A 23,346-nucleotide genomic window follows, 5' to 3' on the forward strand; every position below is an offset into this window, starting at 1 on the left:
CAGACCAGGCTATTAGCCTGCAGCATCCCAAACCGCGCGAGATTCTAACAGCTTGCAGGCAAGTGCGTTAGATCCGTGTCTTTAGTGTATAGAGCATTTCTAGCGCGCGACGCGGCGTCAGGTCATCCAGGTCAAGTTTGGCCAATTCATCGAGCACCGGATGCGGCAGGCTGGCGAACATGTCGCTCTGCTGCGGCGCGGCCGGTTTGCCTTTGGCGGGCTTCGGCACTTCATGGGGCAGCGCGGTGGCTTCCAGTCGACCGAGGTGCTCGCGAGCGCGCACGATCACTTCGCTCGGCACGCCGGCCAGCTGCGCAACGGCCAGACCGTAGCTCTGGCTGGCAGGCCCGGGCAGCACGTGGTGCAGGAACACGATGCGCTCGTTGTGCTCGGTGGCATTGAGGTGGACGTTGGCCACCAGTGGCTGGGCTTCCGGCAACACCGTCAGTTCGAAGTAGTGTGTGGCGAACAACGTGTAAGCCCGCAGATGCGCCAGACGCTCGGCGGCCGCCCAAGCCAGGGACAGCCCGTCGAACGTGCTGGTGCCGCGGCCGACTTCGTCCATCAGCACCAGGCTGCGCTCGGTGGCGTTGTGCAGAATGTTGGCGGTTTCGCTCATTTCGACCATGAAGGTCGAGCGTCCACCGGCCAGGTCATCGCTGGAACCGATCCGGGTGAAGATCCGGTCCACCAGCGACAATTCGCAACTGGCCGCCGGCACGAAACTGCCGATGTGTGCCAGCAACACGATCAACGCGGTCTGACGCATGTAGGTGGATTTACCGCCCATGTTCGGACCAGTGATCACCAGCATGCGGGTATTGTCGTCGAGGCTCAAGTCATTGGCCACGAACGGCGTGGTCAGCACTTGCTCGACCACCGGGTGGCGGCCTTGGCTGATGCGCATGCACGGCTCGTCGACGAAGCGCGGGCAATTCAGGTCGAGGTTGAGCGCGCGTTCGGCGAGGTTGCTCAGCACGTCCAGCTCGGCCAATGCTGCGGCGGTGTCTTGCAGGGGTGGCAACTGGGCGATCAGGTCTTCGAGCAGCGCTTCGTAAAGCATCTTCTCGCGAGCCAGGGCGCGGCTCTTGGCCGACAGTGCCTTGTCCTCGAAAGCCTTCAGTTCCGGCGTGATGAAACGCTCGGCGCCTTTTAGCGTCTGGCGCCGGATGTAGTCGGCCGGCGCCGATTCGGCCTGCTTGCTCGGCAACTCGATGAAGTAACCGTGAATGCGGTTGTACCCGACCTTCAAGTGCGACAGACCGGTGCGGGCCTTCTCGCGTGCTTCCAGATCAATCAGGAACTGCCCGGCGTTTTCGCTCAGCGATTGCAACTCGTCGAGTTCGCTGTCGTACCCGGTTTTCAACACGCCGCCGTCGCGGATCACCGCAGGCGGGTTGTCGATGATGGCTTTTTCCAGCAGCGCGGCCAGTTCCGGGTAGGTGCTGGTGGTCTTGGCCAGTTGAATAATGTGCGGCGCTTCAAGCTCAGACATCGCCACTTGCAGTTCGGGCAATGCACCGAGGGCATCGCGCAGACGAGCGAGGTCACGAGGACGGGCATTACGCAAACCGATTCGCGCCAGAATCCGCTCGATGTCGCCGATTTCCTTGAGCTGCGGTTGCAGCTTTTCGAAACGGTAGCCGTCGAGCAGGCAAGTGATCGAGGTCTGGCGTGACAGCAAAACCTTCAGATCCCGCAACGGCCGATTCAACCAGCGGGTCAGTAGACGGCTGCCCATCGCGGTCTGGCAGCGATCGACCACCGATTGCAGCGTGTTGTCGCGACCGCCGGCCAGGTTGGTGTCCAGTTCCAGGTTGCGACGGCTCGCGCCATCCAGCACCACGGTATCGTCCAGGCGTTCATGCCGCAGGCTGCGCAAGTGCGGCAGGGCAGTGCGCTGGGTTTCCTTGGCGTAGCTGAGCAGGCAACCGGCAGCGCCGATGGCCAGGGTCAGGTTCTCACAACCGAAACCTTTCAGGTCCTGGGTTGAGAATTGCTGGCAGAGACTTTTCAGCGCCGAGTCGCGCTCGAAATCCCACGGCGCACGACGACGAACCCCACGGCGTTTCTCCGCCGGCAAATCCTTCGGCCAGTCATCCGGAATCATCAATTCCACCGGGTTGACCCGCTCCAGTTCCGCCAGCAGGTTTTCCCAGCCCTTGATCTCCAGCACCGAGAAGTTGCCGCTGGTGATGTCCAGCACCGCCAGCCCGAACAGGCGCTCATCACCCAGCACCGCCGCGATCAGGTTATCCCGCCGCTCATCCAGCAGCGCTTCATCGCTGACCGTACCCGGCGTGATGATCCGCACCACTTGCCGATCAACCGGCCCTTTGCTGGTCGCCGGGTCGCCGACTTGCTCACAGATCACCACCGATTCGCCGAGCTTGACCAGTTTCGCCAGGTAACCTTCCGCGGCGTGGTAAGGAATCCCACACATCGGAATCGCCTGACCGGCCGACTGCCCACGGGCGGTCAGGGTGATATCCAGCAATTTGGCGGCCTTCTTCGCGTCTTCATAGAAGATCTCGTAGAAGTCACCCATGCGGTAGAACATCAACTGGTCGGGGTGCTGGTTCTTCAGACGCCAGTACTGCTGCATCATTGGCGTGTGAGAGGGCAGATCGGAGAGTGCTTTATTCATCGGATATCAGGCAAATTCGTTGAAAGGTGTAGGGCAAAGGAGGGACATCGGCCCGGCTTTTCCGCGATGGGCGCAAGGTTAACATGGGCGGTCCACCCGACGCAGGCATGAAAGCGGCGGGATACATTTCAGCGGCTCATACACGTTTTATGCGCTTTTTATGCAGTTATGCATTTGCCTCCGTAAAAAAGATCAAGCACTATGCGCGTTATGCAAAAACGCAATGTTTCTACCGTCTTAAGAGCGCTGCTCGATCAGCACGGAATCTCCCCCACGGAGCTTCACCGTCGCACCGGCGTGCCTCAATCCACTCTCTCGCGAATTCTCAGCGGGAAGATTGTCGATCCTTCGGATAAGCACATCTCGAAGATCGCCGAGTATTTCGCCGTGAGCACCGACCAGTTGCGGGGTCGTGTGGATGTCGCGCCCGCCGTCAATTCCGGGCGCGATGAAGTGCATGCGGAACTCAAGGACATAAGCCTGTGGGACGACGATACGCCTGTCGATGACGACGAGGTGTCGGTCCCCTTTCTTCGCGAGGTTGAATTGGCGGCTGGATCAGGAAGATTCGTCATCGAAGAAAGCGAGCGCTCTAGCCTGCGCTTCGGCAAGCGCAGTTTGCGTCACAACGGTGTGCAGTTCGACCAGGCCAAGTGCGTGACGGTGCGTGGCAACAGCATGTTGCCGGTGCTGCGCGACGGCGCCACCGTAGGGGTCAATGCCGGCAAATGCGGGATCGGCGATATCGTCGATGGCGACCTTTATGCGATCAACCACAATGGCCAGCTCCGGGTTAAACAGCTTTATCGCCTGCCGACGGGGATTCGCCTGCGCAGCTTCAATCGCGATGAACATCCGGACGAGGACTACGCCTTCCAGGAGATCCAGGAAGAGCAGATCGTCATCCTTGGTCACGTCTTCTGGTGGGGCATGTACGCTCGTTAACCTCACTGCTGCCAGATAAAACCCGTCACGGCGCGGGTTTTTTTTCGCCTGCTGAAAACCTCCAACGTTTTTTGTCTGTGGGGCTTTAATGCGTCAGTGCATTTGTAACGCCTAAACAAATGCGTTGGTGCATTGACTGTATATGCATTAATGCATATTCTTTGTTTCAAGCCGCTCAACAAAGCTGCTCGAATCGAAGCTTTTTAGTTCCACCAAAAAGGCAGCGATGAACCGGCCTCAACGGTTCAGAGGGTTGGCAACTGTGTCCGGCGCCGCCAGGTGTCGTTGGAAATACTTGCATCACACTTAATCACTCCCAAGGAGGCGTGACATGACAAATGTGCAACAAGCGTTGCTGGACATGCCAATCTGGCTGGTCATCGTGCTCGCCTTGATGGGCGGCGTGGCTGGCGAAATGTGGCGCGCCGATAAGGAGGGCGCCCGCGGCTGGTCATTGCTGCGGCGTCTGGCGTTGCGTTCCGGCGCCTGCATGATCTGCGGAGTCTCGGCCATCATGCTGCTGTACGCCGCCGGCATGTCGATCTGGGCGGCCGGCGCGTTCGGTTGCCTCACGGCGATGGCCGGCGCTGATGTCGCTATAGACCTTTATGAGCGCTGGGTGGCCAAGCGGATCGGAGTTTGTGAAGTGCCGCCGCGTGATACTCGTCCGGATCAATAAAGCCCATCCCTTGGTCGTTCTGGCAACGTCGACACCCTGCATCCCTCGCGCAGATGAACGCTTCAATATTTGAAAGGGAAACCCCCTATGTTCCCCGACATCGATAAGCCGTCGCGCACTGACTGCCATGCAGGCTTGTCAGGCCTGCATCCGGGCGCTCGGTCGCTAACATTTTGATCGAACCTGTAACTTGCAAGCGCGATGCGCTCGTGTACGTTAGTTCCCATTCCGCCCGCTCAGGAGATGACCGTGAAAGAAATCACCCAACTGGCCGCTGAACTTGGTCGGCGCCTGCAGGTTCTGAATGCTCACGTTGCCGCAGCCGAGTCCTGTACCGGCGGTGGAATTTCCGAGGCAATCACGCGCATTCCGGGGAGTTCAGCGTGGTTCGAGGCCGGTTATGTCACGTACTCCAACCGTCAGAAAACCGAGCAATTGAATGTCCCGGTCGAGTTGTTTGCGACGGTGGGGGCGGTCAGTCGCGAGGTGGTCGAGGCCATGGTGCGCGGCGCGCAGGAAAAAAGCCGGGCGTACTTTACTGTGGCGGTCAGCGGCGTGGCCGGGCCGGATGGCGGTTCGCCGAGCAAGCCGGTGGGCACGGTCTGGCTGGCCTGGGGCGTGGGGGAGCGGGTGTTCAGCGAGGTGCAGCACTTCGCTGGTAACCGTGACGAGGTCCGCCGACAAACGGTGAGGGCCGCGCTAGAGGGGTTGCTGCGCCATGCCACCGGAGAAATCTCAAATCAGGGGTAGGCGATCCTGAAACGCTGTGGAATAATACTGGCTACTTATACAGGTGTTGGCCGTCAGGCCTTATTGATTACGTGAGGACTTTAATGGACGACAACAAGAAGAAAGCCTTGGCTGCGGCCCTGGGTCAGATCGAACGTCAATTCGGCAAGGGTGCCGTAATGCGTATGGGCGATCAGGACCGTCAGGCGATCCCGGCTATCTCTACTGGCTCTCTGGGTCTGGACATCGCGCTCGGCATTGGCGGTCTGCCAAAAGGCCGTATCGTTGAAATCTACGGTCCTGAATCCTCCGGTAAAACCACGCTGACACTGTCGGTGATCGCCCAGGCTCAAAAAGCCGGCGCGACCTGTGCATTCGTCGACGCCGAACACGCCCTCGATCCTGAGTACGCCGGCAAGCTCGGCGTCAACGTCGACGACCTGCTGGTTTCCCAGCCGGACACCGGTGAGCAGGCCCTGGAAATCACCGACATGCTGGTGCGTTCCAACGCGGTAGACGTGATCATCGTCGACTCCGTAGCCGCCCTGGTTCCAAAGGCTGAAATCGAAGGCGAAATGGGTGACATGCACGTGGGCCTGCAAGCCCGTCTGATGTCCCAGGCGCTGCGTAAAATCACCGGTAACATCAAGAACGCCAACTGCCTGGTAATCTTCATCAACCAGATCCGTATGAAAATCGGCGTGATGTTCGGCAGCCCGGAAACCACCACCGGTGGTAACGCGCTGAAGTTCTATGCTTCGGTTCGTCTGGATATCCGCCGTACTGGCGCGGTGAAAGAAGGTGATGAAGTCGTCGGTAGCGAAACCCGCGTCAAGGTTGTGAAGAACAAGGTCGCTTCGCCGTTCCGTCAGGCCGAGTTCCAGATTCTTTACGGCAAAGGCATCTACCTCAATGGCGAGATGATCGACCTGGGTGTTCTGCACGGTTTCGTCGAGAAGTCCGGCGCCTGGTATGCCTACGAAGGCACCAAGATCGGTCAGGGCAAGGCCAACTCGGCCAAGTTCCTGGCGGACAACCCGGAAATCGCCGCGAAACTTGAGAAGCAGCTGCGCGACAAACTGCTGACTCCAGCGCCGGACGTCAAAGCATCACCAGTCAAAGAGACTGAAGATGACCTGGCTGACGCTGATATCTGATTGATCCGATGACCGCCGTACTCGATACACTCGTCGCAGTGCGGCGAACCGCAATGGACCTGCTCGCACGACGCGAGCATGGTCGGGTCGAGCTGACGCGTAAACTGCGTCAGCGCGGCGCTCTCCCTGAGATGATCGACACAGCACTCGACCGCTTGACGGAAGAGGGGCTGTTGTCCGAATCCCGTTACCTCGAAAGCTTCGTTTCCTACCGTGCCCGTTCCGGCTATGGCCCTTTGCGTATCCGCGAAGAGTTGGGCCAGCGTGGCCTGCAACGCAGCGACATTGAACTCGCGTTACGCGAGAGCGGTATCAACTGGCAGGAACAACTGGAAGACACCTGGCGGCGAAAATTCTCCGGGCATTTACCGATAGACGCCCGGGAACGCGCCAAACAAGGGCGGTTCCTGAGTTATCGGGGCTATTCCATGGAAATGATCAGCCGCTTGTTCAGCGGCCGAGGGATGGACGATTGACTGAAGCGGCTCGCTATTTTGATAGCGGGCCGTTTTTTTTTTGCCTCACGTAACCTTTAACGGTTCCCGCGTGCGTTGTTGCGCCTGAGGTTTGGGTTGCGCCCAGTTTTCCGGCAGGTTGATGTAATCCACCAGTTCCCGCAGGCGCCCATGATCACGGGCGTTAAAGGTGAAAGCCAGACGTGCGAGGTGGCTGAACTGCGGTTCGTCGTGCTCCTCACCGCTGTAGACATGCTGATGGAAGTGATCGCTCAGGCACAGGTCGGCGAACGCTTGTTGCATGTGCTCCAGTGCATCGTCACTGAGCTGGTGATTCATGCGGATCACGAACTGATGCTTGAGCCAGCGGCTGGAGTGGAAGTTGCTGTAGAACTGATTGATCTGCTCCACCGCCTCTTCGGCGCTATAGACCAGGCTCACCAGCTTCATGTCGGTCGGCAGGATGTAGCGGTTTTCCTCCAGTTGATTGCGGATGAAGTCCAGGGCGCCTTGCCAGAATTTGCCGCCGGGAGCGTCCAGTAGCACCACTGGCACCAGCGGGCTTTTACCGGTCTGAATCAGCGTCAACACTTCCAGTGCCTCGTCCAGCGTACCGAAACCGCCGGGGCACAAGACCAGCGCATCGGCTTCCTTGACGAAGAACAGCTTGCGGGTAAAAAAGAAGTGGAATGGCAGCAAGTTGGTGGTGCCGTTCACGGTGGGATTGGCATGCTGCTCGAAGGGCAGGGTGATGTTGAATCCCAGGCTGTGTTCCAGACCGGCACCTTCGTGGGCGGCGGCCATGATGCCGCCGCCTGCGCCGGTGATCACCATCAGGTCCGAGCGCGCCAGCGCGGCGCCGAGTTCTCTGGCCAGCCCATACAGCGGGTGTTCTATCGGTGTGCGGGCCGAGCCGAACACCGTGACTTTACGCCGCCCCCGAAACTGTTCGAGCACACGGAAGGCATGTTCGAGTTCGCGCAGGGCTTGCAGAGTGATTTTGGCATTCCAGCGGTTGTGATCTTCCTGGGCCATGCGCAGCACGGTCAGGATCATGTCGCGGTAAATCGGGATGTTCGGGCTATTGGGTGAAACCAGGTTGAGTTGTTCTTCGACCTTGCTGATGAGGTCGTGGCCGCTTTCTTCGAAATGACGGCTCAGGAGGTCATTCGGTTGGTAAGGCATCAACTTCTCCTTCCATACAGGCTCTGTTGTTCCTTTGGATGAAGGAAACATGCGCATCAAAAAACGCAAACCAGGCAGCCCCTTTTCTGCCCTGAAAAGTGAACGGGAACACTATGAATCTAGACCCTCGCGGCTATTTTCGCTGACCTGATCATTGCGCTGTAAAGTCTTTCCTGGCAACCGCTTATTGACGATTTGCAAGGTGATTTCACCGCTCGTCTGAACGCACGCCGAGTGTCCAGCAGTCTGATTTACTGAATGACAGGCGTGACACGACAACTTTGCGTCTAAGGCAGGGCGCACGGTACAAGCGGTTCAAGGATTTTGTTCGCTCAAAGCTTGGGCGAAGTGCATGGAGGCGGGATGCTATGGCCAGAGTCATTCTGGAGATCGATACGCAACTGTATCGATTATTGAAATCATCGGCCGAGACCAATCACTTGAGTCTTGAAGAGGAGTGCTGCCGGCGTCTGGAGGGAGCCGACCGGCGCTCGCGCTATTTACAAGCGCTGTTGGCCGAACTGCGCGCCGAGGACGAACAGCGGCGCGCCAATTCCCGTTGAATTACTTTTTCTTCGCCGGTGTGGCTTTCGGGCAATCCGATTCCTGGAAGCTGGCGGAGCCGACCGCGCGATTGGTCTTCACCTCGGTGAAGTCGTAACGCATGACCGCGCCCTTTGCCATCAGCTTGCGGAACCCCGGGTTTCTGCAGACGGAGGCGCCAAGCTGGAAGTACACCGCTTTCGGGTCGGCACGCATCTTGTTGGCGTGGCTGCTTTGCACGCTCAGGTGGTTGATCAGCACATTGCCTTCGGCGGTGTAGCCCTGATCGAGAATGTCTTCGTTGATCGCCCGTGGCGTGCCGACGCTGCTCTGTGCGGCGACGTTTCGCAGCTCTCTGTTGAGATTCTGCTCACTCAAGGACGCAGCCTGAGCGTTGAAGGACGACGCCAGCAGAATGGCAGCGGTGGGAACGATAAGGCGCAGCATGAAACTCTCCTGGTTCAGTGACTGGTGGTTCGACCCGTCACATGACTGTGCGTTCAGTGGTGGCGAATTATAGGGGAGCCCGTCTGGACGGTACAGGCTTGCGCCGGCCGCTCTGGTAAACTGCCGACCTTTATTGACCTGAGTGCTATTCGTGTCGAGTTTTCCTGTCTGCCGGTGTTGCCCACGATGAACCACGCCCCCAACGCCGTAGCCCGCCTGCGTGATCAGCGTGAAGAGGAGGGCATCAAGCCGATTCAGGCCCGTGGCTGGCGGGCAACCCGTTGCCGTGCCTGCCGCGTGATCGAGAGTCACTGCCTGTGCGCGTGGCGTCCGCAGGTCGAGACCCGCTCTGGCGTGTGTCTGATCATGACCAACAAGGAAGTGTTCAAACCGAGCAATACCGGTTGGCTGATCGCTGACGTGGTGCGCGACAACCATGCGTTCATCTGGTCGCGTACGGACACTGACCCTCAACTGCTGGCATTGCTCGCCGATCCGCAGTGGCAACCGTATCTGGTCTTTCCAGGCGAGTACGTCGAGCCTGAGCGAGTGACCAACACGGTCGAAGTCGATAGCACCAAGCGGCCGCTGTTCATTCTGCTGGATGCGACCTGGACCGAAGCCCGGAAGATATTCCGCAAAAGCCCTTATTTTAATGCGCTCCCGATCCTGAGCCTGCTGCCCGAAAAGCTTTCACGCTATCGGCTGCGGCGCTCTACCCGCAGCGAGCATTTGTGCACGGCGGAAGTGGCGGCGCTGTGCCTCGATCTGGCGGGAGATGTCGAGGCTGCGTCCGCACTGGACGCTTATTTCGACGTGTTCAGCCAGCATTACCTCGATGCCAAACACCAGCTGGAAATGAATGTTGCAACACCGGCACACGCCGAGCTGATGCCTTTCGTGCAGAACAGCGTTCCTGTCACGGGCTGATTGTCGCGCATACTGCAAAGAACTGTAGCGGCCAGGCACCTTGACCACCCCGGCTTCGCTGGGCATGCTTGGCGCCGATCAGGGCGCGGACGTAGTTTGATTCGCCGCTTCTTTACGTGAAAAGCTCCGTGGATTGCCACGTGATTGGCGTTGAACGTGCCCTGTTGGTGCAGCTCCGTGGCTGTACCTTGAGTTGCTAGAAGAACAGGATCATTAGAAAAATGGCCACATACGAAATCCTGATTGCCGATGACCACCCTCTTTTTCGTAGCGCCCTGCATCAAGCGTTGACCCTGGGCCTTGGCCCGGACGTCCGTCTGGTGGAAGTGGCGAGCATTGCCGAGCTGGAAACCCGTCTCGACGAAAAATCCGACTGGGATCTGGTGCTGCTGGACCTGAACATGCCGGGCGCCTACGGTTTTTCCGGGCTGGTGCTGTTGCGCGGTCAGTACCCGCAAATTCCGGTGGTGATGGTGTCGGCCCAGGAGGAAGCCTCGATCATGGTGAAGTCCCGTGAGTTCGGTGCCAGCGGTTTCATTCCTAAATCGAGTGACCTGAGCGTGATCCAGAAAGCCGTACGTGCCGTGCTGGATGGCGATGTGTTCTGGCCGCCTCAGGCGTTTGAAGCGGTCAGCGTTTCCGACGAAGCCAAGGCCGCCAGTGAAGGTCTTGCCAGCCTGACACCTCAGCAGTTCCGGGTGCTGACCATGGTCTGTGAAGGGTTGCTGAACAAGCAGATTGCCTACGAACTGAGCGTGTCCGAAGCAACAATCAAGGCGCACGTCACGGCGATTTTCCGTAAGCTGAATGTGCGGACCCGGACCCAGGCGGCTTTGCTCCTGCAACAACTTGAGTCAATTTCAAGCCACTAAATGTTGGCGTCTTCACGCTTTTTTGACTCTGGTTGATCTAGCTTTCCCACTCCTTTTTGGTCAGTTGCCACTTTTATGTCCCCTTTCAAAGGCCAGACCGGCCTGAAACGCATCCTCAACGCTTCCGGTTATTCGCTGGACGGCCTGCGCGCAGCCTTCACCGGCGAAGCGGCTTTTCGGCAACTGGTGTTGCTCAATGTCATCCTGATCCCGCTTTCGTTCTTTTTGAACGTCAGCCGCGTCGAGCAGGCGCTGCTGATTGCCGTCTGTTTGTTGGCATTGATCGTCGAGTTGCTCAACTCGGCAGTGGAAGCGGCCATCGACCGCATTTCCCTTGAGCTGCACCCGCTGTCCAAGAATGCCAAGGACATGGGCAGCGCCGCACAGCTCGTGGCGTTGAGCATGATCGCGCTGGTATGGGCGGTGATCCTGCTTTAAGCGATGGTGGGCAGCACGATCTCGTCGCTGCGCTGAACCCCGGCGGTGAAGGCGCGGCACAGGTCGAGGAATTCGCGCATCGCTGACGTCTGATATTTCTGTTTGTGCCAGATGAAATAGAACTGCCGCGCCAGATCCAGATCCGGCGTTTCCACCGGCACCAGACTGCCGCGCCGGAACGCATCGCGCAGGGCCAGCCGCGAAATACAGCCAATCCCCAATCCTGATTCCACCGCGCGTTTGATGGCTTCGGTGTGTTCCAGCTCCAGGCGAATGTTCAACGCGCTGCGATGGTGACGCATGGCCTGATCAAAAGTCAGTCGCGTGCCAGAGCCTTGTTCCCGCAGGATCCACGCCTCGTGGCTCAGCTCATCCATGGTCGCGGTACCGCGAATGGCCAGCGGATGTTGCGGTGCACAGAACACCACCAGCTCATCTTCGACCCAGCTCTGCACTTCAATGTCCGGATGGCTGCAGTCGCCTTCGATCAGACCCAGATCAATTTCATAATGAGCGACTTGTTGCACGATGTTGGCAGTGTTCTGCACGTGCAGCTTCACCTGGCTTTCCGGATGACGCTGCATGAAGCTGCCGATCAGCAGGGTGGCGAGGTAATTGCCGATGGTCAGGGTTGCGCCGACGGCCAAAGAGCCGAAACCGGACTTGCCGTTAAGCAGGTCTTCGATTTCCTTGGCCTGATCGAGCAGCGCCACCGCTTGTGGCAACAGTTGTTTGCCGAGGGCGTTGAGACTCAGCCGTTTGCCGGCGCGGTCGAACAGCTGGCAGCTGGACTGGCGCTCCAGCTCGGTGATCGAGGTGCTTGCCGCCGATTGCGACAGGTTGAGCAGGCCCGCAGCACGGGATACGCTTTCCTGCTGGGCGACGGCGACGAAGACTTGAAGTTGACGGAGAGTAAATCGCATATCTATATAACCGATAACCCTTATCTTAATAATCCATTTAACAGATATTGTCGCTGCCATTAGAATGCGATGCAATTGCGCATATCACCGGCGCAGGCAAAATCTCCAGGAGTCCCACGTACATGAGCAACATGAACCACGAGCGTGTCCTCAGTGTTCATCACTGGAACGACACTCTGTTCAGCTTCAAGTGCACCCGCGATCCGGGCCTGCGCTTCGAGAACGGTCAGTTCGTGATGATCGGCCTGCAACAGCCCAACGGCCGGCCGCTCATGCGCGCTTACTCGATTGCCAGCCCGAACTGGGAAGAGCATCTCGAGTTCTTCAGCATCAAGGTGCCTGATGGCCCGCTGACTTCCCAGTTGCAGCACCTGAAGGAAGGCGACGAGATCATCATCAGCAAGAAGCCTACGGGCACGCTGGTACTGGACGACTTGAAGCCTGGCAAACATTTGTACCTGCTCAGCACCGGTACCGGTCTGGCGCCGTTCATGAGCGTCATCCAGGACCCGGAAACCTACGAGCGTTTCGAAAAAGTGATCCTGTGCCACGGCGTACGTTACGTCAACGAAGTCGCTTACCGCGAATTCATCACCGAGCATCTGCCGCAGAACGAGTTCTTCGGCGAGGCCCTGCGTGACAAGTTGATCTACTACCCGACCGTGACCCGCGAGCCGTTTGAGAACGAAGGTCGCCTGACCGACCTGATGCGCAGCGGCAAGCTGTTCAGCGACATCGGTCTGCCACCGATCAACCCGCAGGACGACCGCGCCATGCTGTGCGGCAGCCCGAGCATGCTCGACGAAACCAGCGAAGTGTTGAACAGCTTCGGCCTGAAAGTGTCGCCGCGGATGCGCGAGCCGGGTGATTACCTGATCGAGCGTGCGTTCGTCGAGAAGTAAGCTGGACCCCTGTGGGAGCGGGCTTGCTCGCGAATGCGGACTGCCAGTCGACATCTTCGTTGAATGTTAAACCGCCTTCGCGAGCAAGCCCGCTCCCACATTGGATTTGCGGCCACCACAAAAAGCCCGCATGGCCTGAGAAGGTCATGCGGGCTTTTTCGTTTCTGGTGTTCAGGGCTTTGCGGGGATGACTTCGAGGACGCGGATCACGCCCGCTTCCGGATAATGCCAGCGCACATCGAGATCCCAAAATTGCGCGCCGTATTCCCGCTCTGGTGTTGGCGTTTGGTACGCCGGACGTGGATCTTGTGCCAAGCACTGCTCAATCAACTCAACCAGCGGCTCTTCAAGACGCTGAGCGTGCCCGTGAGCCTGTTGCAACGCCGAATCCGCCCACTGCACGGGAATCAACTGCGGCGCGGCGCTGGCGATGCTGTTGGAGGCCGTATCGATGATGTCGGCGTAAGGCACGTAAGGTTTTATATCCAGAATCGGTGTGCCGTCCAGCAAGTCGATGCCGGATATCCACAGGCGATTGGCTTCGACTTTATCCAGCTTCACCACGGATTGGCCGATGCCATTGGGCCGATGCGTCGCGCGGGTGGCGAACACGCCCATGGACTTGTTGCCGCCGAGGCGAGGAGGGCGGACTTTCAGGCGTGGTTTTTCTTCCAGGGCCTGATGGAACAGGAACAGCAGCCAGACGTGGCTGACCTGCTCCAGACCTTGCACCGCATCGCCCTGGTCGAACGGCGCCACCAGTTCCAGCACGCCGCGAGCGGCCGGGGCCAGTTGCGGCTGGCGCGGGATGGCGAACTTCTCCTTGAAACAGGAGCGCACGAAGCCGATGGGGGAAACGCTGTAGGTCATGGTTTGGGGTCGAAGCGGAATGAGGGTGGGCATGATAACCCGATCAACCTGAATTCAGTTCTGCCTGTGCCGGCCTCTTCGCGAGCAAGTCGAATCGTCGCACCGCCGCTCCCACAGTAGATCTATGGTGCTCAGGAGATCCAGTGTGGGAGCGGGCTTGCTCGCGATGGCCGCGCCGCCGATCTAGAGACTAAACCCGCCATCAAGAGGAATGATATTTCCGGTCATGTACGCCCCGGCTGTACTCGCCAGACTGATCGCCAACGCCGCCATCTCTTCCTCGCGACCCCAGCGCTTCATCGGAATCAACGCCGTATCCTCCGCCAGCGCCTGTTCATCATTACCAATGTGCTGAGTCATCTTGCTCGGAAAACGTCCCGGCGCAATCACGTTGACGTTGATGTGCTGGCTCACCAGTTCCCGCGCCAGAATCCGCGACAGTTGGTGCAAGGCCGCTTTACTGGGTCCGTAGGCATAAGCCTGTTCGCCAAAGGAGGAAATCGCCGCCACCGAGCCGATGTTGATGATCCGCGCCGGATTCGCTTCGGACCCGGCCTTGCGCAGCAGCGGCAAGAACTGCTGGATGCAGGTGAACACCGACGTCACGTTGAGCTGCATGACCTTTTCCCAGCCCTTGACCGGATAGCTCTCCAGCGGCGCACCCCAGGTGGTGCCGGCGTTGTTCACCAGAATATCCAGATAGCTGATCCGTTCGCCCAGTCGCGTGGCCAGTTGCAGCACTCCTTCTTCAGTGGCCAGATTGGCGGCCACCGCGTGGCAAACACCGAATGCGCTCAACTCGTCAGCGGTCTGCTGACAGGCCTCGGCATCCCGCGCGCAGACGTACACGGTAGCGCCGGCCTCGACATAGGCCTTGGCGATCATTTTGCCGATACCACGGGTGCCGCCGGTCACCAGAGCGGTGCGGCCTTGCAGGGAGAAATACGGGTGCATGGCGAATCCTGAGAGCTGAGGGTCAGTACACCCTAGTCGTCAGCCGCTTGAAGCGGAGCCACTATTTTTGCGCGGAATGAAGGGCCATTCGGCCCTGTAGGAGCTGTCGAGTGCAACGAGGCTGCGATCTTTGAATTTCAGCTGGGCCGTAAAAGATCAAAAGATCGCAGCCTCGTTGCACTCGACAGCTCCTACAGCTCCTACAGATTGAATCAGCTTCGCACGTTACTGCGGGCGCACACGCAGGGTCAGGCCCTTGAGGAAGTTGCGCAGCAACTGGTCGCCGCACGGACGATAGTTGGTGTGGCCGAACTTGCGGAACAGCGCGCTCAGTTCAGGCTTGGACACCGGGAACTCGGCGGCCTTGAGGATCGCGTGCATGTCGTCTTCCTTCAGTTCGAAGGCCACACGCAGTTTCTTCAGGATGATGTTGTTGGTGACCGGCACTTCGATCGGCTGCGGCGGACGGCTTTCGTCCTTGCCGCGCTTGAAGATCACCAGGCCGTCGAGGAAATGCGCCATGACTTCATCCGGGCACCGTACGAAACCTTCCTCGTCTTCTTCTTTCTTGTCGAGGTACGTCAACAGGTCTTCCAGGGACACGTCCATGCCGCCGAGCTTGATGATCTCGATGACTTTCTTGTCGCTGATGTCGAGCATGTAGCGCACGCTGCGCAGTACGTCGTTATGAATCATGGTGTGCAATCCTGATATTCAGCAGTGGGCGCCGCGTAAGCAGCGGCGCCAAAATGTATGGCGGCGTGAAAAGTCTTAGAACTTCTCTTTGCCGGACAGGTAGCGCCATTGGCCCAGCGGCACTTTGCCAATGGACACGCCGCCGATGCGGATGCGGCGGATGGCGACGACCTTCAGGCCGACGGCCTGGCAGAACAGGGCGATCACGCCCGGCTGTGGGTTCTTCATCGCAAAACGCAGGCGGTTTTCGTTCTGCCAGCTGGCTTTGACCGGCGGCAGTTCCTTACCCTTGTAGGTCAGACCGTGGTTCAGGCGATTGAGGCCGTGAGCCACCATGTCGCCTTCAACCTCGACCACATACTCTTGCTCGATTTTCGCGGAATCGGCGGTGAGTTTGCGCAGGATCTTCCAGTCCTGGGTGAACACCAGCAGACCGCTGGCGTTGGCCTGCAGGTCGGTGCTGGCGGTCAGGCGCAGGAAATGGCCCTTGAGCGGACGTTTGCTGAAGCGATGCTCTTCGCTCAGGGTCTCGGCGCTGATGGTGGCCATGGCCGTTTCCGCGTCCATGCCCGCAGCAACGTTGAACAGGATGGTCACTGGCTCAGGCGCGGTGGCCTTGGCCTCGGGGTCGAGCTCGACTTTCTGGGTGTCGACCTTGAACTGCGGCTCGTCGATGACCTCGCCGTCCACGGTGACCCAGCCGCCCTCGATGAACAGCTCAGCCTCCCGACGGGAACAGCCGACGAGTTCGATGAGGCGTTTGGAGAGACGTATCGGGTCAGTCATGACAGGGCCGTAACAAAAAAGGGGTGGGCATTGTACCTGCTGGGCGCCGGTTAATCCCGGCTCCATTTGCGCCGTACAGCTTTTTGTGGGAGCGGGCTTGCTCGCGAATGCGGTAGATCAGTCAATTTATCTGTGAATGGCACACCGCATTCGCGAGCAAGCCCGCTCCCACATTGTTCGATGTTGTGTCAGCCATTGCGTGTCTGTTGTTGGGTTTGGCGCAGCCGCATATGCAACAACGGATAAGGCTGCCCCATCCCGTCATGCTCGGTGCGGCCGATCACCTCGAAGCCCTGTTTGAAGTAGAACCCCAACGCCTGCGGGTTCTGTTCGTTGACGTCCAGTTCATCGGCGTTCAGGTGTTCCATGGCATAACGCAGCAACTGTTTGCCCAGCCCCTGGCCGCGATGAGCGGGGTCGATGAAGAGCATTTCAATCTTGCCCGCCGCGACACCGGCGAACCCGGTGATGCGCTGGCGCGAGTCTTTGGTGCAGATCAGCATCACCGCGTCGAGGTAACGGGTCAGCACCAGATTCTTCAACAGCTCGATGTAGCTGTCCGGCAGAAAGTCATGAGTGGCGCGCACCGAGGCTTCCCAGACTTGCGTGAGTTCTTCGTAGTCGCTCTGTTTCGGCGTGTGGATGACCGAATGTTGGCGCATGGCCGAATGCCCCTTTTGCAGTGAATGGTGCGAGTCCTTTCTCCCTCAAAACGATAGACGTAAAAAAGCCCCGCATCTCGTCAAGAGAGCAGGGCTTTTCGTATTTTTTGCGTTTAGATCTGTTCAGCCCACAGGTCGTATTCGTCGGCGTCGGTGACCTTGCACCAGACTTTGTCGCCCGGTTTCAGGTTGCTGCCGTTGTCGATGAATACGTTGCCGTCGATTTCCGGGGCATCGAAGAAGCAACGGCCGACTGCGCCTTGCTCGTCGACTTCATCGACCAGCACTTCGATTTCACGGCCGACGCGCAGTTGCAGACGCGCCGAGCTGATGGCTTGCTGGTGCGCCATGAAGCGGTCCCAACGGTCTTGTTTGACGTCGTCCGGGACGATGTCCAGGTCCAGATCGTTAGCCGGTGCGCCTTCGACTGGCGAGTACTGGAAGCAGCCGACGCGGTCGAGCTGGGCTTCGGTCAGCCAGTTCAGCAGGTACTGGAAGTCTTCTTCGGTTTCGCCGGGGAAGCCGACGATGAAGGTCGAACGGATGATCAGGTCCGGGCAGATCTCGCGCCAGTTCTTGATGCGCGCCAGGGTCTTGTCTTCGAACGCCGGGCGTTTCATCGACTTCAGGACTTTCGGGCTGGCGTGCTGGAACGGGATGTCCAGGTACGGCAGGATTTTTCCGGCGGCCATCAGCGGAATCAGTTCGTCGACGTGCGGGTACGGGTAAACGTAGTGCAAGCGGACCCAGACGCCGAGGGTGCTCAGGGCTTCGCAGAGTTCGGTCATGCGGGTTTTCACCGGCGCGCCGTTCCAGAAACCGGTGCGGTACTTCACGTCGACGCCGTAGGCGCTGGTGTCTTGCGAGATCACCAACAGCTCCTTGACGCCGGCCTTGACCAAGCGCTGGGCCTCGTCGAGCACATCACCGACAGGACGGCTGACCAGTTTGCCGCGCATCGACGGGATGATGCAGAAGCTGCAGCTGTGGTTGCAGCCTTCGGAAATCTTCAGGTACGCATAATGGCGCGGGGTCAGCTTGATGCCTTGCGGCGGCACCAGGTCGATCAGCGGATTGTGATCCTTGCGCGGCGGCACAACGTCGTGCACGGCGTTGACCACTTGCTCGTACTGCTGCGGACCGGTCACGGCCAGCACGCTCGGATGCACGTTGCGGATGTTGCCTTCTTCGACGCCCATGCAGCCGGTCACGATGACCTTGCCGTTTTCCTTGATGGCTTCGCCGATCACTTCCAGGGATTCAGCCTTGGCCGAGTCGATGAAGCCGCAGGTGTTGACCACCACGACATCGGCGTCCTGATAAGTGGACACAACGTCATAACCTTCCATGCGCAGCTGGGTAAGGATGCGCTCGGAGTCGACCAGTGCTTTGGGGCAACCCAGGGATACGAAGCCAACCTTTGGATTGGCCGGCGCAGGAGTGGTGGACATGTCTAACCTCGGTATTTGTGACGCCTCCAGCCGCGAATCGGCAAGGCGACAAACGGGCGCTCAACCGCGCCTCTGATCAAAAAGTGCGCAATTCTAGCGATGGGAGACGCACTTGACCAGCTTTATGGAGGGAAATACGACGAGTGCTGCGCTATGCTTCGCGCCGTTACGCTTTACCAATTTTTTACAGTCAACGAAACGTCTGTAACGTGAAGTAAAACAGCGCATGCTGCGTGACAAAGCATAGTGCTTCTTCCAAAGAAGTCCGGTCTGGGTAGTAGGAGTGTTGGATGGGTCAGGCAAGTAGTCAGGCAGTGAGCACCGGGCACTCGGCGGCGAAGCCGATCGGCATGCTGGTCGCAGCGGTCGGGGTAGTTTATGGCGATATCGGCACGAGCCCGCTGTATACCCTCAAAGAAGTGTTTTCCGGTCAGTATGGTGTACAGGTCGACCATGACGGCGTGTTCGGGATACTGGCGCTGATTTTCTGGTCGCTGATCTGGGTCGTTTCAATCAAATATGTGCTGTTCGTACTGCGTGCCGACAACCAGGGCGAAGGCGGAATCATGGCGTTGACCGCGCTGGCTCGACGGGCGGCGGCGGGGCATCCGAAGTTGCGCACGTTACTGGTGGTCTGCGGGCTGATCGGTGCGGCGCTGTTTTATGGCGACAGCATGATCACGCCGGCGATTTCCGTGCTCTCGGCAATTGAAGGTCTGGGGCTGGCGTTTGAGGGCATCGACCATTGGGTGGTGCCACTGTCGTTGGTTGTGCTGGTGGCGCTGTTTTTGATCCAGAGTCACGGCACCGCGCGAATCGGCATTCTGTTCGGGCCGATCATGGTCACCTGGTTTCTGGTCCTGGGCGCGCTGGGCGTCTACGGCATCCTGCAGCACCCGGAAGTGTTGCAAGCGATGAACCCGGTCTGGGGCGTGCGCTTCTTTATCGTGCACCCGGGCATGGGCGTGGCGATTCTGGGTGCGGTGGTGCTGGCATTGACCGGCGCCGAAGCGCTGTACGCCGACATGGGCCACTTCGGTCGCAAGCCGATTGCCCGTGCGTGGTTCATTCTTGTGCTGCCGGCGCTGGTGCTGAACTACTTCGGCCAGGGCGCCTTGCTGCTCGGTGATCCAGAAGCGGCACGCAACCCGTTCTATCTGTTGGCACCAAGCTGGGCGTTGATTCCGTTGGTCGGCCTGTCGACCCTGGCCACGGTGATTGCCTCGCAAGCGGTGATTTCCGGTGCGTTCTCCCTGACCCGTCAGGCGATCCAGCTCGGTTACATTCCGCGCATGCACATCCAGCACACCTCCAGTGCCGAACAGGGCCAGATCTACATCGGCGCGGTGAACTGGGCATTGATGGTCGGCGTGATCCTGCTGGTGATCGGCTTCGAATCCTCCGGCGCTCTGGCCTCGGCCTACGGTGTGGCGGTGACGGGCACCATGTTGATGACCACCATCCTGGTGTCGGCGGTGATGTTGTTGCTGTGGAAATGGCCGCCGATCCTCTCGGTGCCGCTGTTGCTCGGCTTCCTGCTGGTGGACGGTCTGTATTTCGCCGCCAACGTGCCGAAAATCTTTCAGGGCGGAGCATTCCCGGTGATCGCCGGTATTGCACTGTTTGTGCTGATGACCACCTGGAAACGCGGCAAGCAATTGCTGGTTGAGCGCATGGACGAAGGTGGCCTGCCGCTGCCGATTTTCATCAGCAGTATCGCCGTACAACCGCCGCATCGCGTCCAGGGCACCGCAGTGTTCCTCACCGCGCGCCCGGACGCCGTGCCCCACGCGTTGTTGCACAACCTGCTGCATAACCAGGTGCTGCACGAGCAAGTGGTACTGTTGACAGTGGTGTACGAAGACATCCCGCGAGTCCCGCCGACACGGCGCTTCGAGGTTGATTCCTACGGCGAGGGGTTCTTCCGGGTGATCCTGCACTTTGGCTTTATCGACGAGCCGGACGTGCCGCAAGCGCTGAAACTGTGTCACCTCGATGACCTCGACTTCAGTCCGATGCGCACTACCTACTTCCTCAGTCGCGAGACGGTCATCGCCTCCAAACTTGAAGGCATGGCCCGTTGGCGCGAGGCGTTATTTGCGTTCATGTTGAAGAACGCGAATGGCAATTTGCGGTTCTTTAATTTGCCGCTGAACCGGGTGATTGAGCTGGGTACACAGGTCGAGATGTAAGGCCATCAAAAAGCCCCCGTTGCCATCGCGGCAGCGGGGGCTTTTTTGTGCGCCACAGATCCATTGTGGGAGCGGGCTTGCTCGCGAAAGCGGCGGGCCAGTCGACATCAATGTTGAATGTCAGTCCGCCTTCGCGAGCAAGCCCGCTCCCACAATGGATCTGTGGCGTCTGTTGGAATTGCGCTCAGGTCATCATTTTTCTGATTCGGCTTTTGCCTGAGCCGGCCGCTGCAGCACCTTCATCGCATCATCAATCACGGCCTTGCTCATCGCCGTCAAATAATGCGCGGCCCAGATGTGCCGGTCGGTATCACGGTTAAAGGCAGCCTCTCTGGTCAGATCCTTGGCAAGGAATAGAAAGTCGGAGGCCATGGCTAACGCATCACCGAGGGGAACGTCCCGACTGACACGGAATAGCGCCTGGTTTGAGCAGTAGATGAAGGGGGTGAGGCCGATGGTTTTTAATTCTGAAGGGGCAGATGAATCTGTTTTGCTCATGATCTATCTCCTAAGCTTGAGGAGCCGCCACGTTCGTTTCCAAGCGAATGGGTGGCAGCTGTGCGCAGGTTGGAAAACCGGGAGCCTAGGAAACCGGCACGTCCGAAGACGTCCCACGCACAGCCGCCATGACACAGGATTGCAGTCGTAATTGTCTGCGGTCATGTTGGGCACGTTGTTGCCTACGCTCGACGGGTTTCCAAGCCCGATCGCTGAATGGTCAGCGACGACCAGAGACTATCCCGTCAAAGAAAAGCGCAACAAGGCATCAAAGTGCCCAAAAAACACGATTCGGAGTTTGCCTACAAGGTCTGCGGGCGTCATCCGATATCGCGCCATCTGAAACAAACAAAAACTAAACGCCGCGAGCGATTCTACAAGGTCGGTGAAATGGCTGTGCTTGCGAAATGTGATATTCAACGCAATACTCTGCGTAGAATTGTGCGCAAAAAGTTGCGTGAGTGTAAGGAGGTAAATATGACGGCATTACTAGAGCGTGCTGACCAGGCGATATCGGTGACTGCGATGGTCAGGGGCTTCAGCGCGAGGCTCAAGGAGATTTCCAGTCGCGCCACTGAGCGCCTGGTTATTTTTAAAGACAATCAACCCGCTGCGGTGATTATCAATATCGATGCGTATCAGGAAATGCTCGACGAGCTGGATGAACTTCGGATTGAAGCAGCTGCTCGGGAACGCCTGGCCGGTTTTGATGAGGCCCAAGCAGTCAGCCATGACGCTATGCGGCAAGGTACGCCAGGAAAGACTAAAGGAGCTGGGGATGGTTTGGGGCGTTATCTATCACCCGGATGTCCAGAAGGATCTGGATCTGCTGGGGGCTGTTGCGGCGAATCGCATTCTTGATGTGATCGAAGAGCGAATTATCAACGGCGAGCCGGATAAAAGCGGTAAACCCTTGAGAGCCAGTCTTGCGGGCTGTAGAAGAATTCGAACAGGCGACACGTGGATTGTTTATCGAGTCAACGGAAGTGCGATCCAGGTATTGATTGTCGCGGTCGGTGCGCGACGTGATGAAGAGGTTTACGACGCGGCGGAGCGTCGCCTATGACGAAAAAGCCTCCGGTGCCATTCAGGCAGCGGGGGCTTTTTGCTGTCTGGCACTTTATCCGAACCTACGAAGATCTCTGTGGGAGCGGGCTTGAACTGGCCTAATGATTTTGGACACTTCAATCGGGCGCTATGATGGCGCCCAAATCTGAGGTGTTTGGATATGCGTAAATCTTATTCCAGTGAGTTCAAGCTCAAGGCTGCCAGCATGGTGCTGGACGAGGGCCGGTCAGTTCCAGAAGTCTGTACCAGTCTGGATATTGGCCCTACCGCCTTGCGCCGTTGGGTCGATCAGGTTCGCAAGGAGCGCTTGGGTTCTCCCCCTGAGGGGGCCAAGGCGATTACCGCCGATCAGCGAGAGATTCAGCAGCTCAAAGCGTTGCTCAGGCAAAAAGACCTGGACATTGAAATCCTAAAAAAGGCCAGTGCTCTCCTGCTTTTGGACTCCAAAGATCATTCTCGTTGATCAATGAGCTGGACGAGCAGTACGGCGTTAACAATTGCTGTCGGGCGTTTGGAGTCAACCGCAGCAGCTTTTACGCCTGGCGTCAGCGCCAAGGCAAGGTGAAGCCTGAGCGGGAGAAACTTAAAGCCGTGCTGGTCGAGCATCACAAGGAATCCAGAGCGTCCGCAGGGTCTCGCACCCTTTCCAGGGAGCTGCAAGCCAAGGGGCATCGTGTCGGGCGACATATGGCTCGCAGCTTGATGCGCGAAGCCGGTGTCGCCAGTCATCAGCGCAGGCGACATAAGTACAAATCTTCCGGCGTGGAAGCGCTGGTGGCGCCACATGTGCTCAAGCGCAAGTTTGATGTCACGGCGATCAACCAGGTGTGGTGTGGCGATGTGACGTACATCAAGGTCGGCAAGCGCTGGATGTATTTTGCGGCGGTGCTGGATCTGTTCGCTCGCCGGATCGTGGGTTGGTCGTTTTCAATGATTTCCGATGCCACGCTGACCTGCGAAGCATTGCGAATGGCAGTCGAGTTGCGAGGCCGTCCCAAAGAAGTGCTGTTTCACTCTGATCAAGGCTGCCAATACACCAGCCATAAATTCAGGAATGAGATGCGCAAGCATGGACTCCTGCAAAGCATGAGTCGCAAAGGTGAGTGCTGGGACAACGCCCCGATGGAGCGTTTCTTTGGGAGCCTGAAATCAGAGTGGGTGCCAGAAGACGGCTACCGTTCAGAGCATGAAGCCCGCGTGGATGTGCAGCGTTATGTGATGCGTTACAACAACGTCAGACTCCATAGCTACAACGACTACCGGTCGCCGGTAGCTATGGAGAAACTGGCGGCGTGAAAACCTTAACTGGTGTCCAAA

Annotated in this window: 25 protein-coding genes and 1 pseudogene; 15 read left to right on the top strand and 11 right to left on the bottom strand. The window is 58.5% G+C overall.

What is annotated here, in order from left to right; all coding sequences use genetic code 11:
• Positions 1–67: 67 nt before the first annotated feature.
• The gene (gene mutS / locus ACA073_RS05825) at positions 68–2,647 is read right to left on the bottom strand and encodes a DNA mismatch repair protein MutS (RefSeq protein WP_497402291.1); all 2,580 of its coding nucleotides are present in this window, start codon (positions 2,645–2,647) and stop codon (positions 68–70) included.
• A 210-nt stretch (positions 2,648–2,857) separates the two neighbouring features.
• Between mutS and ACA073_RS05830 the strand changes: the two genes are divergently transcribed.
• The 5 genes from ACA073_RS05830 to recX all read left to right on the top strand — a co-directional run bounded on the left by ACA073_RS05830 (position 2,858) and on the right by recX (position 6,633).
• Positions 2,858–3,592 carry a LexA family transcriptional regulator gene (locus ACA073_RS05830; protein WP_497403994.1) on the top strand — a complete coding sequence of 245 codons (735 nt, stop codon included), beginning with the start codon at positions 2,858–2,860 and terminating at the stop codon, positions 3,590–3,592.
• A 331-nt stretch (positions 3,593–3,923) separates the two neighbouring features.
• The gene (locus tag ACA073_RS05835) at positions 3,924–4,271 is read left to right on the top strand and encodes a phage holin family protein (RefSeq protein ID WP_497402293.1); all 348 of its coding nucleotides are present in this window, start codon (positions 3,924–3,926) and stop codon (positions 4,269–4,271) included.
• A gap of 249 nt (positions 4,272–4,520) precedes the next feature.
• Positions 4,521–5,021, top strand: a complete 501-nt coding sequence (locus ACA073_RS05840) for a CinA family protein (protein ID WP_497402295.1) — start codon at positions 4,521–4,523, stop codon at positions 5,019–5,021.
• Positions 5,022–5,104: 83 nt separating this feature from the next.
• On the top strand, positions 5,105–6,157 hold the full coding sequence (gene recA / locus ACA073_RS05845) for a recombinase RecA (protein ID WP_017336758.1): 1,053 nt from the start codon (positions 5,105–5,107) through the stop codon (positions 6,155–6,157).
• An 8-nt stretch (positions 6,158–6,165) separates the two neighbouring features.
• Positions 6,166–6,633: a recombination regulator RecX gene (gene recX, locus ACA073_RS05850; protein ID WP_497402297.1), complete on the top strand. Its 468-nt coding sequence runs from the start codon at positions 6,166–6,168 to the stop codon at positions 6,631–6,633.
• A gap of 45 nt (positions 6,634–6,678) precedes the next feature.
• On the opposite strand, the gene ACA073_RS05855 is transcribed toward recX, so the two are convergent.
• Positions 6,679–7,797, bottom strand: coding sequence for an LOG family protein (locus tag ACA073_RS05855; protein ID WP_497402299.1), 1,119 nt, complete (start codon positions 7,795–7,797; stop codon positions 6,679–6,681).
• A 368-nt stretch (positions 7,798–8,165) separates the two neighbouring features.
• Between ACA073_RS05855 and ACA073_RS05860 the strand changes: the two genes are divergently transcribed.
• A complete protein-coding gene (locus tag ACA073_RS05860) occupies positions 8,166–8,360 on the top strand; it encodes a hypothetical protein (RefSeq protein ID WP_462033696.1) in 195 nt (64 codons plus the stop codon).
• Position 8,361: 1 nt separating this feature from the next.
• Here ACA073_RS05860 and ACA073_RS05865 read toward each other — a convergent pair whose 3' ends face one another.
• Positions 8,362–8,787, bottom strand: coding sequence for a PA3611 family quorum-sensing-regulated virulence factor (locus ACA073_RS05865; protein WP_497402301.1), 426 nt, complete (start codon positions 8,785–8,787; stop codon positions 8,362–8,364).
• 186 nt (positions 8,788–8,973) lie between these two features.
• Between ACA073_RS05865 and ACA073_RS05870 the strand changes: the two genes are divergently transcribed.
• The 3 genes from ACA073_RS05870 to ACA073_RS05880 all read left to right on the top strand — a co-directional run bounded on the left by ACA073_RS05870 (position 8,974) and on the right by ACA073_RS05880 (position 11,027).
• Positions 8,974–9,717 carry a tRNA-uridine aminocarboxypropyltransferase gene (locus ACA073_RS05870; RefSeq protein WP_497402303.1) on the top strand — a complete coding sequence of 248 codons (744 nt, stop codon included), beginning with the start codon at positions 8,974–8,976 and terminating at the stop codon, positions 9,715–9,717.
• Positions 9,718–9,938: 221 nt separating this feature from the next.
• Entirely contained in the window at positions 9,939–10,589 is a 651-nt protein-coding gene (erdR, locus tag ACA073_RS05875; RefSeq protein ID WP_017336764.1) for a response regulator transcription factor ErdR, read from the top strand.
• A 75-nt stretch (positions 10,590–10,664) separates the two neighbouring features.
• Positions 10,665–11,027 (top strand): diacylglycerol kinase, encoded by a 363-nt coding sequence (locus ACA073_RS05880; protein WP_008153979.1) that lies wholly within the window; start codon positions 10,665–10,667, stop codon positions 11,025–11,027.
• On the opposite strand, the gene ACA073_RS05885 is transcribed toward ACA073_RS05880, so the two are convergent.
• Complete coding sequence (locus ACA073_RS05885; RefSeq protein WP_497402305.1) at positions 11,024–11,950, bottom strand: LysR family transcriptional regulator; 927 nt, start codon at positions 11,948–11,950, stop codon at positions 11,024–11,026. The genes ACA073_RS05880 and ACA073_RS05885 overlap by 4 nt on opposite strands.
• Before the next feature lie 122 nt (positions 11,951–12,072).
• On the opposite strand from ACA073_RS05885, the gene fpr reads away from it, so the two are divergent.
• The gene (fpr, locus tag ACA073_RS05890; protein ID WP_003443014.1) at positions 12,073–12,852 is read left to right on the top strand and encodes a ferredoxin-NADP reductase; all 780 of its coding nucleotides are present in this window, start codon (positions 12,073–12,075) and stop codon (positions 12,850–12,852) included.
• 171 nt (positions 12,853–13,023) lie between these two features.
• Here the strand turns inward: fpr and tsaA are convergent, their stop codons facing one another.
• From tsaA to rimO, 6 genes are all read right to left on the bottom strand, one after another.
• Entirely contained in the window at positions 13,024–13,722 is a 699-nt protein-coding gene (gene tsaA / locus ACA073_RS05895; RefSeq protein ID WP_497403996.1) for a tRNA (N6-threonylcarbamoyladenosine(37)-N6)-methyltransferase TrmO, read from the bottom strand.
• Positions 13,723–13,905: 183 nt separating this feature from the next.
• Positions 13,906–14,676 carry an SDR family oxidoreductase gene (locus ACA073_RS05900; RefSeq protein ID WP_497402307.1) on the bottom strand — a complete coding sequence of 257 codons (771 nt, stop codon included), beginning with the start codon at positions 14,674–14,676 and terminating at the stop codon, positions 13,906–13,908.
• 225 nt (positions 14,677–14,901) lie between these two features.
• Positions 14,902–15,372: a YehS family protein gene (locus tag ACA073_RS05905; RefSeq protein ID WP_017336769.1), complete on the bottom strand. Its 471-nt coding sequence runs from the start codon at positions 15,370–15,372 to the stop codon at positions 14,902–14,904.
• A gap of 75 nt (positions 15,373–15,447) precedes the next feature.
• Positions 15,448–16,158, bottom strand: coding sequence for an rRNA pseudouridine synthase (locus tag ACA073_RS05910; RefSeq protein ID WP_462007248.1), 711 nt, complete (start codon positions 16,156–16,158; stop codon positions 15,448–15,450).
• 188 nt (positions 16,159–16,346) lie between these two features.
• Positions 16,347–16,820: a GNAT family N-acetyltransferase gene (locus tag ACA073_RS05915; protein ID WP_497402309.1), complete on the bottom strand. Its 474-nt coding sequence runs from the start codon at positions 16,818–16,820 to the stop codon at positions 16,347–16,349.
• Positions 16,821–16,933: 113 nt separating this feature from the next.
• Positions 16,934–18,271, bottom strand: a complete 1,338-nt coding sequence (gene rimO, locus ACA073_RS05920; RefSeq protein WP_497402311.1) for a 30S ribosomal protein S12 methylthiotransferase RimO — start codon at positions 18,269–18,271, stop codon at positions 16,934–16,936.
• Positions 18,272–18,561: 290 nt separating this feature from the next.
• On the opposite strand from rimO, the gene ACA073_RS05925 reads away from it, so the two are divergent.
• The gene (locus ACA073_RS05925; RefSeq protein WP_497402312.1) at positions 18,562–20,463 is read left to right on the top strand and encodes a potassium transporter Kup; all 1,902 of its coding nucleotides are present in this window, start codon (positions 18,562–18,564) and stop codon (positions 20,461–20,463) included.
• A gap of 192 nt (positions 20,464–20,655) precedes the next feature.
• Here ACA073_RS05925 and ACA073_RS05930 read toward each other — a convergent pair whose 3' ends face one another.
• Positions 20,656–20,961 (bottom strand): DUF3077 domain-containing protein, encoded by a 306-nt coding sequence (locus ACA073_RS05930; RefSeq protein WP_497402313.1) that lies wholly within the window; start codon positions 20,959–20,961, stop codon positions 20,656–20,658.
• Between the two features lie 477 nt (positions 20,962–21,438).
• On the opposite strand from ACA073_RS05930, the pseudogene ACA073_RS05935 reads away from it, so the two are divergent.
• The 4 genes and pseudogenes from ACA073_RS05935 (at position 21,439) to ACA073_RS05950 (ending at position 23,325) form a co-directional block, all read left to right on the top strand.
• Positions 21,439–21,728, top strand: a pseudogene (locus ACA073_RS05935) (type II toxin-antitoxin system Phd/YefM family antitoxin).
• Positions 21,729–21,739: 11 nt separating this feature from the next.
• On the top strand, positions 21,740–22,027 hold the full coding sequence (locus ACA073_RS05940) for a type II toxin-antitoxin system RelE family toxin (RefSeq protein ID WP_497402315.1): 288 nt from the start codon (positions 21,740–21,742) through the stop codon (positions 22,025–22,027).
• A 162-nt stretch (positions 22,028–22,189) separates the two neighbouring features.
• A complete protein-coding gene (locus tag ACA073_RS05945) occupies positions 22,190–22,492 on the top strand; it encodes a transposase (protein ID WP_497397533.1) in 303 nt (100 codons plus the stop codon).
• Positions 22,489–23,325 carry an IS3 family transposase gene (locus tag ACA073_RS05950; protein ID WP_497397024.1) on the top strand — a complete coding sequence of 279 codons (837 nt, stop codon included), beginning with the start codon at positions 22,489–22,491 and terminating at the stop codon, positions 23,323–23,325. The genes ACA073_RS05945 and ACA073_RS05950 overlap by 4 nt, the downstream gene beginning before the upstream one ends.
• Positions 23,326–23,346: the final 21 nt, after the last annotated feature.

It is taken from the genome of Pseudomonas sp. LBUM1670 (genome assembly GCF_059695695.1).

Coding starts and splice junctions, on each gene's coding strand:
- mutS (WP_497402291.1), bottom strand. CDS start 2,647: ATGAATAAAGCACTCTCCGATCTGCCCTCTCACACGCCAATGATGCAG.
- ACA073_RS05830 (WP_497403994.1), top strand. CDS start 2,858: ATGCAAAAACGCAATGTTTCTACCGTCTTAAGAGCGCTGCTCGATCAG.
- ACA073_RS05835 (WP_497402293.1), top strand. CDS start 3,924: ATGACAAATGTGCAACAAGCGTTGCTGGACATGCCAATCTGGCTGGTC.
- recA (WP_017336758.1), top strand. CDS start 5,105: ATGGACGACAACAAGAAGAAAGCCTTGGCTGCGGCCCTGGGTCAGATC.
- recX (WP_497402297.1), top strand. CDS start 6,166: ATGACCGCCGTACTCGATACACTCGTCGCAGTGCGGCGAACCGCAATG.
- ACA073_RS05855 (WP_497402299.1), bottom strand. CDS start 7,797: ATGCCTTACCAACCGAATGACCTCCTGAGCCGTCATTTCGAAGAAAGC.
- ACA073_RS05860 (WP_462033696.1), top strand. CDS start 8,166: ATGGCCAGAGTCATTCTGGAGATCGATACGCAACTGTATCGATTATTG.
- ACA073_RS05865 (WP_497402301.1), bottom strand. CDS start 8,787: ATGCTGCGCCTTATCGTTCCCACCGCTGCCATTCTGCTGGCGTCGTCC.
- ACA073_RS05870 (WP_497402303.1), top strand. CDS start 8,974: ATGAACCACGCCCCCAACGCCGTAGCCCGCCTGCGTGATCAGCGTGAA.
- erdR (WP_017336764.1), top strand. CDS start 9,939: ATGGCCACATACGAAATCCTGATTGCCGATGACCACCCTCTTTTTCGT.
- ACA073_RS05880 (WP_008153979.1), top strand. CDS start 10,665: ATGTCCCCTTTCAAAGGCCAGACCGGCCTGAAACGCATCCTCAACGCT.
- ACA073_RS05885 (WP_497402305.1), bottom strand. CDS start 11,950: ATGCGATTTACTCTCCGTCAACTTCAAGTCTTCGTCGCCGTCGCCCAG.
- fpr (WP_003443014.1), top strand. CDS start 12,073: ATGAGCAACATGAACCACGAGCGTGTCCTCAGTGTTCATCACTGGAAC.
- tsaA (WP_497403996.1), bottom strand. CDS start 13,722: ATGACCTACAGCGTTTCCCCCATCGGCTTCGTGCGCTCCTGTTTCAAG.
- ACA073_RS05900 (WP_497402307.1), bottom strand. CDS start 14,676: ATGCACCCGTATTTCTCCCTGCAAGGCCGCACCGCTCTGGTGACCGGC.
- ACA073_RS05905 (WP_017336769.1), bottom strand. CDS start 15,372: ATGATTCATAACGACGTACTGCGCAGCGTGCGCTACATGCTCGACATC.
- ACA073_RS05910 (WP_462007248.1), bottom strand. CDS start 16,158: ATGACTGACCCGATACGTCTCTCCAAACGCCTCATCGAACTCGTCGGC.
- ACA073_RS05915 (WP_497402309.1), bottom strand. CDS start 16,820: ATGCGCCAACATTCGGTCATCCACACGCCGAAACAGAGCGACTACGAA.
- rimO (WP_497402311.1), bottom strand. CDS start 18,271: ATGTCCACCACTCCTGCGCCGGCCAATCCAAAGGTTGGCTTCGTATCC.
- ACA073_RS05925 (WP_497402312.1), top strand. CDS start 18,562: ATGGGTCAGGCAAGTAGTCAGGCAGTGAGCACCGGGCACTCGGCGGCG.
- ACA073_RS05930 (WP_497402313.1), bottom strand. CDS start 20,961: ATGAGCAAAACAGATTCATCTGCCCCTTCAGAATTAAAAACCATCGGC.
- ACA073_RS05940 (WP_497402315.1), top strand. CDS start 21,740: ATGGTTTGGGGCGTTATCTATCACCCGGATGTCCAGAAGGATCTGGAT.
- ACA073_RS05945 (WP_497397533.1), top strand. CDS start 22,190: ATGCGTAAATCTTATTCCAGTGAGTTCAAGCTCAAGGCTGCCAGCATG.